This window comes from Eggerthella sp. AM16-19 (genome assembly GCF_003474385.1).
In the GTDB taxonomy this organism is placed as follows: domain Bacteria; phylum Actinomycetota; class Coriobacteriia; order Coriobacteriales; family Eggerthellaceae; genus Senegalimassilia.
In genome coordinates this window covers 1-16,620 of the sequence record NZ_QUCY01000011.1, presented here as the reverse complement: position 1 = coordinate 16,620, position 16,620 = coordinate 1, and the positions used below count along the sequence as shown (strand labels likewise).

Annotated in this window: 12 protein-coding genes and 1 pseudogene; 4 read left to right on the top strand and 9 right to left on the bottom strand. The window is 63.5% G+C overall.

Annotated features, from left to right (window positions below):
- The 3 genes and pseudogenes from DW178_RS11530 to DW178_RS05540 form a co-directional block, all read left to right on the top strand.
- A pseudogene (locus DW178_RS11530) lies at window positions 1-449 on the top strand (hypothetical protein); the annotation flags it as partial.
- A gap of 378 nt (window positions 450-827) precedes the next feature.
- The gene (locus DW178_RS05545; protein ID WP_118350082.1) at window positions 828-2,600 is read left to right on the top strand and encodes a hypothetical protein; all 1,773 of its coding nucleotides are present in this window, start codon (window positions 828-830) and stop codon (window positions 2,598-2,600) included.
- 286 nt (window positions 2,601-2,886) lie between these two features.
- The gene (locus DW178_RS05540) at window positions 2,887-4,971 is read left to right on the top strand and encodes a DUF4012 domain-containing protein (protein WP_158574077.1); all 2,085 of its coding nucleotides are present in this window, start codon (window positions 2,887-2,889) and stop codon (window positions 4,969-4,971) included.
- Window positions 4,972-5,050: 79 nt separating this feature from the next.
- On the opposite strand, the gene DW178_RS05535 is transcribed toward DW178_RS05540, so the two are convergent.
- From DW178_RS05535 to nhaA, 9 genes are all read right to left on the bottom strand, one after another.
- Window positions 5,051-5,911 carry a histidine phosphatase family protein gene (locus DW178_RS05535; protein ID WP_286168528.1) on the bottom strand — a complete coding sequence of 287 codons (861 nt, stop codon included), beginning with the start codon at window positions 5,909-5,911 and terminating at the stop codon, window positions 5,051-5,053.
- 81 nt (window positions 5,912-5,992) lie between these two features.
- Window positions 5,993-6,757 carry an amino acid ABC transporter ATP-binding protein gene (locus tag DW178_RS05530; protein ID WP_118350079.1) on the bottom strand — a complete coding sequence of 255 codons (765 nt, stop codon included), beginning with the start codon at window positions 6,755-6,757 and terminating at the stop codon, window positions 5,993-5,995.
- Entirely contained in the window at window positions 6,750-7,403 is a 654-nt protein-coding gene (locus DW178_RS05525; protein WP_118350078.1) for an amino acid ABC transporter permease, read from the bottom strand. The genes DW178_RS05530 and DW178_RS05525 overlap by 8 nt, the downstream gene beginning before the upstream one ends.
- A gap of 223 nt (window positions 7,404-7,626) precedes the next feature.
- The gene (locus DW178_RS05520) at window positions 7,627-8,460 is read right to left on the bottom strand and encodes a transporter substrate-binding domain-containing protein (RefSeq protein WP_118350136.1); all 834 of its coding nucleotides are present in this window, start codon (window positions 8,458-8,460) and stop codon (window positions 7,627-7,629) included.
- A 151-nt stretch (window positions 8,461-8,611) separates the two neighbouring features.
- Entirely contained in the window at window positions 8,612-10,015 is a 1,404-nt protein-coding gene (locus DW178_RS05515) for an MFS transporter (protein ID WP_286168527.1), read from the bottom strand.
- 175 nt (window positions 10,016-10,190) lie between these two features.
- Window positions 10,191-10,748 (bottom strand): aminoacyl-tRNA hydrolase, encoded by a 558-nt coding sequence (pth, locus tag DW178_RS05510; protein ID WP_042435677.1) that lies wholly within the window; start codon window positions 10,746-10,748, stop codon window positions 10,191-10,193.
- Between the two features lie 334 nt (window positions 10,749-11,082).
- Complete coding sequence (locus tag DW178_RS05505) at window positions 11,083-12,060, bottom strand: ribose-phosphate diphosphokinase (RefSeq protein WP_181859389.1); 978 nt, start codon at window positions 12,058-12,060, stop codon at window positions 11,083-11,085.
- Between the two features lie 152 nt (window positions 12,061-12,212).
- Window positions 12,213-13,598 (bottom strand): bifunctional UDP-N-acetylglucosamine diphosphorylase/glucosamine-1-phosphate N-acetyltransferase GlmU, encoded by a 1,386-nt coding sequence (gene glmU / locus DW178_RS05500; protein WP_118350077.1) that lies wholly within the window; start codon window positions 13,596-13,598, stop codon window positions 12,213-12,215.
- A gap of 241 nt (window positions 13,599-13,839) precedes the next feature.
- Complete coding sequence (nhaA, locus tag DW178_RS05495; protein WP_118350076.1) at window positions 13,840-15,339, bottom strand: Na+/H+ antiporter NhaA; 1,500 nt, start codon at window positions 15,337-15,339, stop codon at window positions 13,840-13,842.
- Between the two features lie 405 nt (window positions 15,340-15,744).
- Here nhaA and hpf point away from each other — a divergent pair, with 405 nt between their 5' ends.
- The gene (gene hpf / locus DW178_RS05490; RefSeq protein WP_042435669.1) at window positions 15,745-16,302 is read left to right on the top strand and encodes a ribosome hibernation-promoting factor, HPF/YfiA family; all 558 of its coding nucleotides are present in this window, start codon (window positions 15,745-15,747) and stop codon (window positions 16,300-16,302) included.
- Window positions 16,303-16,620 lie beyond the last annotated feature (318 nt).

The window sequence follows — 16,620 nt, the reverse complement described above, 5'->3', positions numbered from 1 at the left end:
CGCGCCGCGGCGGCAACAAGCCGGCAGGCGCCCGCCGCACCGGCGAGAAGCACGCCGAGCGCGCTGAGCGCGAGGGCCGCAGGCCCAACGCCGGCGAGGGTCGTCGCCGTCGCGAGGACGATGCGCTGGTCACCCGCGGCGAGCGCGGCGGCCGCGGCGGCAAGGGCCACTTCGACCGCAAGGACCGCAACGACCGTGGCGGCCGCTTCGACCGCGACAACCGCAACGATCGCGGCGGCAACAAGGGCGGCTATCGCGGCAAGGGCGGCGCCGGCCGCAACGGCGAATGGCTCTCCGACGAGGAGTTCCGCTCCCGCCGCAACGCCAAGAACGCCCAGGCTCGTCTGCACAAGAAGGAGCGCAAGGCCCAGAACGGCAACCAGCACAAGGCCAACAACAAGAAGCGCGGCGGCGAGGGCGGTTACGACTATAGCCGCTTCTCCAAGTAGCATCGCACAAGCCGTGCAATAAGAACTAAAGCGGTCGCTGAGCCGCCTCAAGCTATAAGCGCCGACGACGACCGTCAACGCGAAGCCAACGCCCCGGAACCATTCCGGGGCGTTTTTCGTTTTGCGGTCTGCAAGCGCACGGAAAGCGGAACCCGGCGAACCGGGACACGTCAACCGCTCGGTCTTAAACCCGCCCCGCCTGGGGAGTACGGACCGGATAAGCACCGGCACCAAACCCAGGGCCCGCGCCGCCGGGCAACCCACCGCCGCCCAGGAATGAAAGTTCGCCAACGCGCACAAAGCTCTCCCAGACAGCGCGTTCATCTCGTATGATGTGAAGCGACGCTCCATCATGCAGACGAACGCCAAGGAGAAGCTATGGCAACGCCCGACAAGCCCTCGCAAAGCTCATCGAACGGCTCCAAGAACGGCAGCGGCGATAATACCGTGGCGTTCATCGTCATCGCCGCGATCGTCGTCCTTGCGGTGCAATACTTCCTCACGGGAACGAACTTCGCCTTAGATATCTGGGAGGAATTCACCGCTCCCGAGCTTTCCAAGGCTGAGATCGCCGAGTTCGAGGATACCCTCGATCAAATCGACCAGAACGCCGCGACGTATGCATCAGGCGGATTCCAAACCGAGGACGACGTCAAAAACGCCATAGCGGCGCAAAAAGCCTACGCGAAGGAGCTTGAGGCGCAAGGAGTCGTGTCCTCTTACACCGCCGACGACAACAGCGTGTACTTCAAGTTCGAAAACGGCCTGTCGTACCTCTACATTGCCGCGCCCGAGGGAATCGATGCCTTGAGCACCGATTCCGAAGCCACCGTCAGCTCGGTGGAAACCACGGGAAGATCCGATTCGCTCGCGGCGATCAGCACTATCACCAGCGCGTTTTCCGCAACTTCCTCGAAATGGTCCGCCTCCACGGCAAAAACCCCGAGCAACACCACGCTTGCCGGGCTTAAAGAGCTCGGTGGCAAGCAGCAGCTTCTCATCTGGGCCGGCCACGGCGGGTACAACCGCAAGACCGGCAGCGTCCTTGACACCGGGATCGATTCCGACCTAAGCGACAAATCCCAGCTCATCGAGATCAAGAACGATCGCGCCACGATCGTCAACGTTGCCGGGGATCCCGACAGCCACCTTGCGATCACGCCCGGCTTCGTCAAGCGCTACGTGCGCGGCATGGGCGGGTCGGTCGTCTACCTGTGCGCCTGCAGCACGGGCGAGGACAGCCAGCTGGCCGACGCGTTCCTGGACAACGGCGCGACGGCCGTTTTCGGCAACACCGGGTCGATCTCGCACGTCTACAACGTCGCCATGCTCCAAGGCGTGCTGACCGCGTTTTTGACCCCCGATGAAAACGGCAACTACCCCACGCTGTCGAAAAGCCTGAGCACGGCGAAGAAGAACATCGGGGACGATTCCGCCGAATACCTTGAGCGCGTGGGCGCGGACGCCAACTTCATCGAATCGCAGCGCAACGTCAAGGTGAAGCTGTTCGGCGGAACCGAGGCGGGAGACCTCAAGGTGCAGGCTGACTCGACGAGCAAGGGCAAAACCCAGGATAAACCCGCTGAAAGCAGCTCGAGTTCCGGCTCGACGAGCAGCTCGAACAGCTCGAGCACGGGCAAGGAGACCGAATCCAAGCCGAGCGAGTCTTCCGGCGGCAGATCCGCCAACAGCGGCCTGCCCGCAACCGAGAGCAAGCCGAGCGGATCGACCGGCGGCAGCTCCGCTAACAGCGGGTCGAGCGCTTCCAGCAGCGGGCAGACGGCGCCCATGCCCGAGACCACGCTGACGAACGACATGATCGTGGGCCTTTGGAGCCCCGATCCGAACGCCCAGGAGCCCCGCTATATCGACTTCCTTGCAAAGGGCGATCTGGTGACCTACGACTATTACTCGCTCATCGACTCGCGCGCCCTTGGCAGGCCCCAGCCTTCCGGGCCCGTGAAGTTCGAATTCTGCAACGGCGTCGTCGACATGATGTTGAACCAGGGAAGGTGCTCCTGCCTGACGAGGGACTCGAGCGGGACGTACATCTCCTTCTACATCGACGAGATGGCCAACGACGTCATCTACGACCAGGAGACCGGAACGGCGTGGCACCGCGTCATCCCGCACGTCATCGAGAACCACTGATAAACAAGGACGCACATAGCGCGCAAAAGGCCCGGGGACCTATTCCCGGGCTTTTTGCGTTCGCTAATCGCTCCCCGTCTTACGCCTGGAGACGTAGCGTTATGTATCCGAAACCTGCATGCTTGGCGAACGCTCGCATATAGCGCAAAAGCCGTCGTTGATGACAGGCCCATCGGCAGATGGCTTCCCGATAAGCCCGTCATCTGGGCTTCGCGTGCAAATGTCCCCCGCCGACACCGCGCGTGATACACTTTCTCCTTGTAGTTACAGGCAAGTCAGGAGTGTTATGCAGAACAACGGAAAGCATTCGCGCCCGGACCAGGCATATGGGCAACAGGCCAACCGTCCCGCCAACATGGGCCGGCAAGCACCGGCGCGCCCGCAACAGCCATACGGCCAGCAAGCATATCAGCGCCCCCCGTATCAGCAGCCGCGCTACGCCCAGCAGCCCGGGCAGCAGCCGCCGCAAAACGGGTACGGCAACCCATACGGAAGGCAAGACTTCAACTTCCAGCCGCTTCCGAACAACCATGAGCACGACGGCATGATCCGCGTGAAGAAGAAGCGCCGCAAGAAGCACACCAAGCTGATCGTCTGCATCATCGTCATCGCGTGCCTGCTGGTGGGCGCGTGCGGCTACGGCGCGGCGCTGGCGCTGTCCGCAAAGGACGTGAAAGCCCAGGCCGAAACCGCGCTTTCCAACGTCAACGGCATTCAGACCGCCATCGCCGGGCAGGACTTCGCAACGGCGGCGAAGAACGCCTCCAACCTGCAGTCTTCGGCACAGGCCATGAACGAGGAGCTCTCCTCCCCCGTTTGGGACGTGGCCGCCATGCTGCCCGTCGTAGGCAGCGACGTGAAGGGAGTGCAGACCATCGCATCCGCCCTGGCCGACGCATCCGACAACGCCATCGTGCCGCTGACCAGCAGCCTGTCCACCACGCCGCCGTCCGCCTGCATCGATGCCGACGGCAAGCTGAACATCGCCGCCATCACCACGCTGCTCGGCGCCATCCAAAACGGCGCCCCGGCCATGCAGCGCTGCACCGACGAACTGACCTCGCTTCCCGCTTTCCACATCGAGAAGCTGCAGAAGCTGGTGGGGCCCGCCCAGGAGAAGATCACCGGCATCAACGACGTCTTCCAGGAGGCGAACACCTTCGCGCCCATCATCGGCTCCATGCTCGGCGCGAACGGCAACCGCACGTACCTGCTGGCCGCGCAGAACACCGCCGAGATCCGCGCCTCGGGCGGCTTCCCCGGCTCCATGGGCACCGTCTCCATCGACAACGGCGCCATCGAGCTGGGCGATTTCACCAAGGTCTACGACATGATGGCCGAGGAGACGCCCGCGCAGTGCGCCATCACCGACGAGGAGAACGCGCTGTTCTACCCCTGGTACACGCAGTATTCCTGGGATAACAGCTTCAACCCCGACTACCCGCGCGTCGCCGGCATTTGGGCGGCCGCCCATCAGGAGAAGACCGAGCAGTCCGTCGACGGCGTCATCTCCATCACCCCCACCATGGTCCAAGACCTGCTGGCAGCCACGGGCGATAGCTTCACGCTGTCCGACGGCACCACCATCGACGGCACGAACGCCACGAAGGTGCTGCAGCACGACCTGTATTGGAAGTACCTGTCCAGCGGATCGAACATGCCCGAGGGCAACGACCTGTGCGACGCCCTGTTCGCCGAGGCCGCGGAATACGCGTTCGATTCGGCTTTGGAGAACATGAACGCATCCTCGCTCATGAAGCTGGTCTCCACCATGATGGGCGGCCTTGAGGATCGCCGTGTCATGATCTGGCTGGCCGACGCCACCGAGCAGGGCTACATCGAGGACATGGGCTATTCGGGCTCCATGACCGCAGCTTCCGAGCAGGAGCCCACCCTTGGCGTGTTCGTCAACTTCTGGGCGGGCAGCAAGCTTGGCTGGTGGCTGGGCATGGATACCCAGATCTCCAGCCCCGTCACGGGCAACGACGGCTCCCGCACCTATCACGTGACCACCACGCTGACGAACTTCATGACCGCGCAGGAAGCCAAGCAAGGCGGCAGCTACATCGTCTCGGACAACGATAAAAGTCTGGGCGATGCCGACCCGTTCATCTACTTCTATGCACCTGCAGGCGGCACGATCTCCGACGTGACGGCTTCGAACGGTGCCACGCTCGGCAAGGCCACCTATCAGGGTCTTGATGTCACCTTCACCTGCCAGGTGGGCGATTTCACGGTGCTGCCCAAGCCGAACAACCCGCTGCCTGTGGAGTCCACCGTAACTTACAGCTACACGGTCACCCTGCCGGCAGGCGTCGAGGGCGACCTGCAGCTGGCAACCACGCCGACGCTGACGAAGTACCACCAGTAACGGCAACACAGCTCATACGCCATGAGAAAGGCCCGGGGACACGTCCCCGGGCCTTTTGCGTTCGCTAGGAAATGACAATCTACATGCGGAACCCGAAGGGGATGGCGTTGGCTTCCGGCGGCATCTCGCCCAGCCAGCGGGTAGATGCCGTCTCCCCTAGCGTGAAAGTTTCGCCGTCGTATGTCACCTGGGTGACGCTGGCGTTCTTGATCTTGAGCGGGTCGTTCACACGCGAAGGATCCAGCAGGTACATGACCGATCGCACCACGAACGAATGCGTGACCACCAGCACGTTGCCGCCGCCCACGGCAAGCGCTTGCTTTCCCGCTTCGCTGAAGAAGCTTTCCAGGCGCGCCTTCACCTGGTCGAAGCGTTCCGCGCGGCCGGTGTCGTCTTGGTCGGCCAGCACCTCGGCCACCTGAGGCAGGCGCCGGTTCAACTCGTCGAAGGGCAGATCCTCGCCGAACCCGCGGGTAAGCGCCGCGTGCAGCTCGGTCCCCGGCCCCGCTTCAAGGTTGCCGTAGCACCATTCGCGAAGGCGCGGGTCGGGAACGTGAATGAACGGCGGTTCGGCCTGCGGGTTCTCCTTGGCCCTGGCGGCGAGCACCGCGTTGAGCGTTTGCACGGCGCGACCGGCATCGCTGCAGTAGGCCTGCGCGAACGGGACCTCCGCCAGGCCGCGGCCCAGCAAGCGAGCCACGCGGATGCCCTCATCGGTGAGCTGCGAATCGCACCAGCCCTGCACGCGGCTTGCGACGTTGTAGACCGTCTGCCCATGCCGCGTGATGTAGAATGTCACCGTGCTGTTGCCGGCAGCCGATGACTGGGCCTGGCCCGCCGCAAAAGCGGCGACGTGCGCGTTTCCTGCACCCGTCGAGAGCGCCTGCGCTTCGTCGGCACGTGTTGCCGCCAACGACGCCTGAGGATCTTTCTCTTCCAAGCTTCCGCCTTTCCCATGCAAAAGCGCCCGGATGCCCGGGCGCTTTCCCCTGCAGCGCATTGCGCGCCGCAAACCGTTTCGTTAATCCCCGTAGTTCGCCAAGAACAGCTTCGTGCGCTCCTGTTGCGGGTTGTTGATCACCTGCTCGGCAGGGCCCTCCTCCACGATGTAGCCGCCGTCCATGAAGATGATGTGGTCGGCGACGTCGCGGGCGAAGCTCATCTCGTGCGTGACGATGACCATGGTCATATGCTCGTCGGCAAGGTCGCGGATGACCTTGAGCACGCCTTTGGTGAGCTCGGGGTCAAGGGCGCTGGTGGGCTCGTCGAAGAACAGCACGTCGGGGTTCAGGGCCAGGGCGCGCGCGATGGCCACGCGCTGCTGCTGGCCGCCGGAGAGTTCGCAGGGAACCATGTTCTCCTTGCCCTCCAGGCCCATTTTCACCAATAGCTCGTTGGCCTGGGCCATGACCTGGTCCTTAGGGCGCTTCTGCACGGACAGCGGCGCGTCGGTGATGTTCTTCAGCACCGTGTAGTGCGGGAACAGGTTGAAGTTCTGGAACACCAGGCCGAAACGCGTTTTCGCCTGCGAGAGCACGGCCTTGCCGCCGTACACGGAACCGGAACCGTTGTCGGTCGCCACGGCAAGGTCGCCGTAGAACAGGCTGCCGCCGTCAAGGGTTTCAAGCAGCGTCATGCAACGCAGAAGCGTGGATTTGCCGCCACCGGAAGGGCCGATGATGGCGACGACCTGGCCCTGCTCCACCGACAGGGAGATATCTTTGAGCACCTCGGTTTTACCGAAGCTCTTGCGTGCGTGCGAAAGGGAAACAAGGGGGTTAGTCATGATAGTAGTTCATCCTTTTCTCGACGCGGTTGAGCACCATGACCACCACGAAGTTGAACACCCAGTAGATCAGACCGGCGATAACGTAGGGCATCATGCTGGTTTGCGCAGCGGCGATGGCCTTGGCCTGCGTGAACATCTCCATGATGCCGAGCACGAACGCCAACGACGTGTCTTTAACCAGCGTGATGACCTCGTTGCCCATGGCGGGAAGGATGCGCTTGAACACCTGCGGCAGGATGATCTTCATGAAGGTCTGCGTGCGCGTGTAACCAAGCACCTCGGCGGCCTCGTACTGGCCGCGCGGGATGGACTGGATGCCGCTGCGGTAGATCTCGCCGAAGTAGGCAGCATAGTTCAGGATGAAACCGATGCAGCAGGCGAAGTACTTCCAATTCGGGCCCATGGAGGCGCCGAACAGATAGAACGGACCGAACATCCACATCATCAGCTGCAGCATAAGCGGCGTGCCGCGCATGACCGATATATAGAACTGCACCAAAAGCGACAGCGGCTTGAACTTGCTCATGCGACCAAGCGCCACCAGCACGCCGAGGGGCAACGCACCCACAAGCGTGACCACGAAGATGATGGCGGTGAACTGCAGGCCGGAGAGCAGCAGCCCCATCATGGTTCCGAATTCCATTGGTCTCCTTCCAAGAGAAACGCTCTTGTCTTAACACGCCGAATGCCAACCTTCGCAGGTTGGCGGGAAAAAGCAGCCGGAAGGCCGGGGAAGCTTCCCCCGCCCGCCATGCACGTGAACGCGGTTTCAAAACGCGTCGCATCGTGCATAGGGGGCAAGGGTTCGCATCTCCGGCCCTAATAGGATACGCTATCAAGCTGCTTGCCGGGGGCAAGCGGGGGCATTACTTGCCGAGCACCCAGTTGTCGTAGCTGATGCCGTAGCTGGCGTACTTCTCGCACAGCTGCTTGACGGTGCCGTCAGCGTCGAGCTGCTTCAGAGTCTCGGTGACCTTCTGAGCCAGCTCGGTGTCGCCCTTCTTGAAGCCCACGGCGTAGTGCTCAGTGGACAGCGGGGTGGACAGCTGCACGTACTTGTCGGGGTTCGCGGCGATCTGGTACTGCGCAATGGACAAGTCGCAGGCGACGGCATCGATCATGCCGGAATCAAGCTGCATGAAGGCGTTGTTGTAGTCGCCGATGGTCTGAGCGGCACCGCCCTTGAAGGTGGCGGCCACTTCAGCCTGGTCGCCCTCGAGCACGTCAAGCGCAGCGGAGTCGACCTGGGTCATGACGGTCTTGCCGGACAGGCCTGCGAAATCGGAGATGTCGCTACCGGCCTTCACGACGATGACCTGCTCATTGAGCATGTAGGGATCGGAGAAGGTGTAGCCACCCTCGCGACCCTCCATGGTGAAGCCGTTCCAGATGCAGTTGATGTTGCCCTGGGCCAGCAGCGCGTCCTTGGCATCCCAATCGATGGCGGACAGCTTCAGCTCCCAGCCGTTCTTGTCGCACACGGCCTGAGCCAGATCCAGGTCGAAACCGGTGTACTTGCCGTCGTCGCCGACGAAGCCGTACGGCGGATAGCTTTGGTCGAAGCCGACCGTCAGGGTTTCCTTGCCGTCAGCGGAGTCGCCGCCGGTCTTGTCGCCAGACCCCGAGCAACCCGCCAGCAGGGCGCCGGACAGGGCCAACGTGGCAACGCATGCCACCAGGCCGAGGAGCTTCTTCTTCATGTTCCCTTCCCTTCCGCGCATGCCCGCGGGCATGGCTGCTTGGTTCCTTAGCAATCACTTTATCACAGTAGAGTGCTGAAGTGAAGTATACCAGACGTGCGGGAACGTGCAACCGCTGGCGCGAAAACGGCCGCGAACGGCACAAGATGCGCTAACGGACCTTCCACGCGATAGCCGCGAGCACGCACAGCGACAGCACCGCCGAGAAGCCGAACGCCAAGTGGTACGGCAGCGCCGTGAGCGCGTCAGGCGCGGCCTGCAGCCCGCCGGCAAGGCCGCCGCGGGCGGCTATCCCCTGCCCCGCCGAGATAGCCAGCACCATGGCCGACGTGCCGAAGCCGGCACAGGCCTGGCGCACCGCGATGGACAGCGAGCTGCCGTGCGGCACGAGCGGCCGCGGCAGGTCGGCCAGGCTCCACTGGGTAAGCGGCCCGATGAGCAGCGACACGCCGCATGCGCGTACGCCTTGGAACACGACCGCCCGCCACAGCGGCGAGGCGGCATCGAGAAAGCACATGGGAACGGCGCCGGCGGAGAGCATAAGCCCGCCAACCAGACACACCCTTCGCGCGCCTATGCGGTCGGTCAGCACGCCGCCGAGCGGGTTGAGCACCAACGCGGCGACGGTGCCCGGCAGCAACACCATACCCGCCTGAAGCGCCGTGCCGCCGCACAGGCCTTCCACATACAACGGCACCACCAGCGTGACGCCCATGAAGGAGGCGAACAGCAGGTTCTGCGCCGCGAAACCGGCGTTGAAGCGGGCCGAGCGGAATACGCCCAGATCGATGAGCGGGCTTTCCAAGCGCTTTTGGCGCACGATGAACGCCACGCACAGAGCCGCGCCCGCGACAAGCGGGACCCATACATAGGGGCTGCTTAGGGCGAAGGACGATGCGTTGCTGAAGCCCAGCAGCACGCCTCCCAGGCCCAGGGTGGACAAGGAAAGCGAGACCGCGTCCAGGCGAGCAGCAGCATCATGCGGCTTCGAGGGCTTCACCAGCACCAGGGCGCACAGCGTCAACACGCAGGTCAGAGCCGCCAGAAGAACGAAGAAGCTGCGCCAGCCCCATGCCGACGCCATAGCGCCGCCCACGGTGGGCCCGATATTGGGCGCGAAGCCCATAGCCACCCCCGCGATGCCCATGGCCGTGGCCTGACGGCCCGGAGGGAAGCTGACCATGGCGATGGTGGTCATGAACGGCAAAAGGATACCGGTGGAAACCGCCTGCAGGATGCGTCCGGCCAACAGCACCCAGAAGCCGGGCGCAGCCAGGCATATGAGCGAACCCGCAAGGGAAAGCCCCAGACCGAGAAGCATATGCTGCCTTGCGCTGAAGCGTTTGGAAATCCACGTGACAGCGGGCACGGCAACCCCGAGCATGAGCATGTAGCCGGTGCTCAACCACTGGCCAAGCTCCACGGTAACGCCCATATCCGCCACAATACCCATCATCATGGCGTTCACGGCGGTTTGCGACAGGTTACCGCACGCCGCGGTGAGGACCACGAGCGCGAACAACGAATACGCAGCGCGTTTGTCAGTTGCAGGCAAAGGGCCCTCCTTTCGCGCGCCGCTCGAGCACGGCTAACAGGCACGCAGAGAAGCTAGCGACAGGGGACGATGGCGCGTTCAGGTTGGGTGCCTTGCGTCCACGAAAGGCACCCAACCTGAACGCGCCATCGTCCCCTGTTCACACCCCACCGCGCCCCCTGTTTGCCCCGCAGTGCTAGTTGAAGCGCTGCTGGGTTTTCTCCAGGCCATCCGTGACCAGGCCCAGGGCCGCTTGGCTTGCCAAGTGCGTTGCCTGGGTGAAATCGTCGGCCTGCTCCTTCTTCGGGCGGCCGAGCACCCAATCGACCACCGGCATGCGTCCCGGCGGGCGGCCGATGCCGCAGCGCACGCGGAACCAGTCGCGCGTGCCCAGCTTGTCGCAGATGCTGCGCAGCCCATTATGGCCGGCGTGGCCGCCGCCGAACTTCACGCGGATGGTGCCCGGGTCGATGTCCAGCTCGTCATGGATGACGATCAGGTGGTCTGCCTTCACGCCATACGCGTTCATCAGCTGCTTCACCGGCCCGCCCGACGTGTTCATATAGCTTTGCGGCTTTGCCAGCACCACATCGTGGTCGCGCCATACGCCCTTGGCCGTGAGCGCGCCGCACTCGGTCTTCCAATAGCGCGCGCCCACCTCTTCGGCCACCAGATCAAGCGAATCGAAGCCGGCGTTGTGGCGCGTGTGCTCGTATTCCTCGCCTGGATTTCCCAGGCCGACAATCAAAAACATGCTTTTCCTTCTTGTATGCGCATTCCTGGACTGCGCCCGAAGCCTTTATCTAGTGAAAGCTCGCCGGGGCCGACGGGGTTCGAACGCCATCGCGACGTCTCCAAGCCCGGCGCGTCTTACCCCAACGACAAGCGAAGCCCGCCCGAGCCCCTTGCGAAGCCAGGCGGGCTTTCCCCGTTTTGGGATACGCCACCCATGCAGCCGGACCCCATCGCGAACCACCGCGTCAACGCGAGGCCCAAAGGAGCCCCGCGCGCAAACGAGCGCGAGGACGACGTGACGCGAGGACTTGCGACGATAAGCAAGCTCGCCGGCAGTCCGAGCGGCGAAACGATTATTCGAACAGGCTTGCGACGGAGCCGTTGTTGTACACGTTCTTGATAGTCTGCGCGAACAGCGGGGCCAGCGTGACAACCTTGATCTTGCCGGTCTGGCGCTCGAGCGGCACGGGCACGGCGTTGGTGACCACGACCTCCTCGATGCAGGAGTTCTCAAGTCGCTCGTAGGCAGGGCCGCTGAACAGGCCGTGCGTTGCGCAGGCGTAAATCTTCTTCGCGCCCTTTGCCTTGAGCGTGGTGGCTGCGGCCACCAGGCTGCCGGCGGTATCGATCATGTCGTCGTTGAGGATGCAGATCTTGTCCTTCACGTCGCCGATCAGGGCCGTGATCTCGGCCTGGTTGTGCTTCGGGCGGTCCTTGTGCATGATGGCGATGTCGCAATCAAGCAGCGTGGAGAACTTCTTGGCGGCCTTTGCGCGTCCCACGTCGGGAGACACCACGCACAGCTCCTCGGACTTGAAGCCCTTCTGCTCGAAGTAGTCCACGAAGATGGGCATGGCCGTCATGTGGTTGACCGGCTTGTCGAAGAAGCCCTGGATGGCGTCCTGGTGCAGGTCGATGGCGATGATGTTGTCGGCGCCGGCGGCGGTGAGCAGGTCGGCTACCAGCTTAGCGGTGATGGGCTCGCGCGGAGCGGCCTTGCGGTCCTGGCGCGCGTAACCGTAATGCGTGATGACGGCGCTGACGCTGTGCGCGCTGGCGCGCTTAGCGGCGTCGATCATGATGAGCAGCTCCATGAGGTTGTCGTTGACGTCGAAGCCGTTGGGGCTCGAGCACACGGACTGCACGATGAACACATCGGCGCCGCGAACGCTTTCCTGGTAGCGAGCGTAAATTTCGCCGTTGGCGAACTTCTCCAGCTTCACATTGCCCAGGGAGATGCCCAGCTCCTGTGCGATCTCGTCGGCCAGCTTCAGGTTCGAGGAACCCGAAAACACTGCCATCCTCTTACGCTTTTCCATTTCCGCAGTCATGCGCGTGCTCCTTCGCATCGCTTCGCAGTTGTTCATACGGAAGTCATTCTACCTGGCGGAAAAGGAAAAGACCAGCTGGCACGCGAACCCTCTATGAGGACTTCACGGCCAGCCGGCCCTGCGGATTGCGAAAGGCTTATGGCAAACGCGGTTTACTTGCCTTCGGCGGCCTGGCGGGCGCGTTTCTTGGCGGCCCAGCCGGGGATCTCCTTCTGCTCGGGACGCGTGAGCGCGAGCGCGTCGGGCGCCACCTCCTTGGTGATGCACGATGCCGCGCCGATGATGGCGCCGTCGCCGATGGTCACGGGGGCCACCATCATGGTGTCGCTGCCTACGAAAACGTTGTCGCCGATGGTGGTGGGCCATTTCTTCTTGCCGTCATAGTTGCAGGTGATGGAACCGGCGCCGATGTTGACGCCCTCGCCCATGGTGGTGTCGCCGATGTAGCTGAGGTGCGGGACCTTGCTGCCGCGGCCGATGGTGGACTTCTTGATCTCCACGTGCGTGCCGGCCTTCGCGCCCTCGCACAGGTGCGTGCCCGGGCGCAGGTAGGCGCGCGGGCCGGCGGTTGCGGCGTCGTCGAGCTGAGCCTCGATGGCCACCGTCTCCTCGATGACGCAGCCGCGGCCGACCTTCGTGTCGGTCAGGCGCGTGTTCGGGCCGATGACGCTATCCTCGCCGATCCCGGTGGCGCCCATGAGCATGACCTGGGGAAGCAGCTCGACATCCTGGGCGATCTTCACGTCCGGGCCGATCCACACCTGGTCGGGGTCGACCATGGTGACGCCGGCGGCCATATGCTCGTGATTGATACGGCGCTGCATGACCTTGGTGACCTGGGCCAGCTGGATGCGGGAGTTGACGCCCAGACACTCGGCGGCGTCGTCGGTGGCGAGCGCCAGCACGGGACGGCCGGCGTTGCGGCAGATCTCGAGCACGTCGGTGAGGTAGAACTCGCCCTGGGCGTTGTTATTGCTGACCTGGGCCAACGCGTCGAACAAGGCGCGGGCGTCGAAGCAGTAGAAGCCGGAGTTGCACTCGTTGACCGCCGCCTCCTCGGGCGTGGCGTCCTTCTGCTCGACGATGCGCTCGACCTGCCCGTCGGCATCGCGGATGATGCGGCCGTAGCCGGTGGGGTCATCCAGCTTCATGGTGAGCACCACCACGGCGGCGTTGTTCTCGTCGCGCACCTGTGCCAGGCGGGCGATGGTCTCGGGCTTGATGAGCGGGCAGTCGCCGGTGAGCACCGACAGGGAACCGTCGAAGCCGGCGAATGCGTCGGCGCAGGCGAGCACCGCGCCCGCCGTGCCGTTCTGCACTTCCTGCACCACTACCTGCGTGTCGCCCTCGACCAGCGGGATGACCTGCTCACGGGCATGGCCGACCACCGTTGCCACCTGGGTGACGCCGGCGGCGTGGGCGGCATCGACCACCCAGCGCACGAGCGGCTTGCCCAAAACCTCGTGTGCCACCTTGGGCCTTTTGGACTTCATGCGAGTACCCGCGCCCGCAGCCAAAACGATAGCGGCAGCTTCCATGCGATCCTCCTTGGTCGAAAACGCGGGCGCCGCGAAACGCAGCGCCCGCAAGCGCGAACGCCGGCTTTGCCGGCGGGGCGCCATAGGCCGATGCGCGAATGAGCGCATCGACGTTGCAAGCGATTGAACTGCCGAAAAGTATACCGCAATGATTCCGATGCGCGCCGCACCTGCGCAGCTTGCGCACACTGCGGCGGCGGCCCCGTCGCAAACGGCGGCGTTCAAGGAGCGAACGCAGCTCCTACGCTACGCCGCGCGGGTCGAGCTCCTCGTCCTCCTCCAGGTCGTGCAGCATCTCGCGGCCCTCGAGCGCAGCCTCGCGTGCCGCGGTGGGCAGCGCCTCAAGCTCCTCGTCGGCGCTCTCGGCGGCCGGATCGACGAACGCCACGCCCTGTTTCTGGGCGCCGCGCGCCTGCACCAGCAGGAAGGTGAAGCCCAGCACGCCCGCAGCAAGCGATGCCAGCAGGATTCCCAGCTTCGCCGTTGCCACCAACACCGCATCGGCGAAGGCCAGGTTCGCCACGAAAATGGCCATGGTGAAGCCGACGCCGCCCAGGATGGACGCGCCCAGCATGTGCTGCCAGTTGACGTTCTCGGGCAGGCTGGCCAGCTTGAGCTTCACCACTAGGAAGCTCATAAGCATGATGCCGAGCGGCTTGCCCACCAGAAGGCCGAAAAAGATGCCGAAGAACACCGGAGAGGCGAACAGCGACCCCACGTCCATGCCGGCGAAGCTGACGTCGGCATTGGTCAGGGCGAACAGCGGCAAGATGCCGAAATACACCCACGGATACAGCTTGTGCTCCAGGCGCGTGGCCGGCGGCACCACCTGACGGGCCACGTGCGACAGATGCCGGACGGTTTCCATATACCGGCCCTGCGCCAGAACAGGCTCCTCAGGGTCGAAGGCGCGATTCGCTTCTCGGACCTTGGAGTCGGACCAGGTGGCGAAGGTGCGCAGGTTCACGCGCGAACCGGACGGGATGGCGAACGCCAGCAGCACGCCGGCGATGGTGGAGTGCACGCCGGACATATATACGCAGTACCACAGCAAGGCGCCCACCAGCATATACGGAAGCAGCGAGTACACATGCCCCCTGTTCATAGCAACCAGCACGGCGAGCACCACGCCCGCGGCCAACAGCCAAGCCGGCGACGGGCTTTGACCGTAGAAGATGGCGATGACCAGGATGGCTATGATGTCGTCGGCGACGGCGAGCGTGGAGAGGAACACGCGCACGCCGGCCGGCACGCGGTTGCCCAGAAGCGCCAGAATGCCTAACGCGAACGCGATGTCGGTTGCCGTAGGCACGCCCCAGCCGCCCACGGTTTGCGGGTCGGCGGCGTTGAACACCAGGTAGATGGCGATAGGCGCCAAAACGCCGCCGACGGCCGCCATGATGGGCAGCAGCGCCTGGCGGATGTTGGTCAGCTCGCCCACCGTGAGCTCGTATTTCACTTCCAAGCCCACCAAAAGGAAGAACACGGCCATGAACACGTCGTTGATCACGTGCGCAAGCGACATCTCGACGACGGATTCGCCGAAGAAGACGCCCACGTGCGAATGCCAGAACTCCAGGAACGGCTCGTGCGCGGCGGTGTTTGCCACGATGAGCGCCACTACGGCGGCAAGCAGCATGGCACCGGCGGCCTTCGTGGACGAATGCGTCAGCTGGATGAGCTTCTGGTAGCGATGCTGGTGGCCCTGCACCTCTTTGATATAGATACGGCTGTCGGTCATATCCTACCTAACTTGCGGGAAGCGCCTATGCAGCCCGCGAAACGAAGCTTGTTCTTTCATGAGGCCCGTTCCATGGCGAAACGAGCCGGTGGGGATCAGGAACGCCCCTCTGTCGCCTTTCGCGATAGGCGCCTTGCGGGCCGTCCTCGCGGATTCGGCACAGTCTATCACGGCGGCGTTGCGACACGCCCGGGAACGTGGCGTTGACGTTTTCAAATCGTTTACGAACGAACCCGAAAATACCGGGAATTCGCCGGTTAAATCAACATAAAGTGCGCTATGCTGTACCCACAGATTCGACGGAAGGGGATAACCTGCCACCTATGATGTAAGCGCTTTTTATGGCTCTGAGCAGGAAAAACACCGTCGGTCTTTTTTGTCCGCCGCGAAGAAGAGGTGATTGACATGAGCATTACCGTCACCGGACGCAAAATGCCTGTAACCGATGCGCTGCGCGAGTACGCCGAAGACAAAATCGGCAATTCCATGAAGGTCATGGACATCAATCCGCTGGATGCCGAAGTCGTGCTGCATGTGGAGAAGAACCCCGCCAACGCCACCCCCGCTATCTGCGAGGTCACGCTGCGCACCAAGGGCCACATCGTACGCGTGGAGGAGTCCGAAGAGGACATGTACGCTGCCATCGACGTTGCGGCAGCCAAGGTTCTTCGCCAGCTTCGCAAGTTCAAGACCCGCGTGCTCGACCGCAAGCCGCGCGAGGCCGCAGTTGCCCCTGTCGGCGAGTTCGATCCCGAGAGCCTGATGGCGGAGTTCACCGCCGATGAGGAAGTCGTCCGCGTGAAGGAGATCGAGTTCGCGCCGCTGACCGAGGAAGAGGCCCTGGTGCAGATCGACCTGCTGGGTCACGACTTCTTCGCTTACACCGACCGCGACACGAACCTGGTCAACGTGCTGTATCGTCGCGACGACGGCGGTTACGGCCTGCTGAAGCAGACGGAGTAGCGCGAACGCATCGCATCTGGCGAATCGCCAGTGCGGGACATACGCATTTTGCAAGGGGCGGCCTTCGGGTCGCCCCTTTTCGTGCGCGGTGCGCGGTTGCCCGCGCATAGGGCGCGGGCAAATTCGATTTCTCGCACATGGGCGCAAAGGTCGCATCGGGGCCTTCGCACCCATAAGAGGCGAAGGCGACTCGCACGCTCCGTTGCCCGCTTCCCCGTTATCAGCTTGAAGGCAACAAGCAGCGGGGAAAAGCGAGGACCGGCCCCGGAATTGAACCGCACCCCAAATCTTGGACAAAGAAAAGAAAGTCTGAGATTT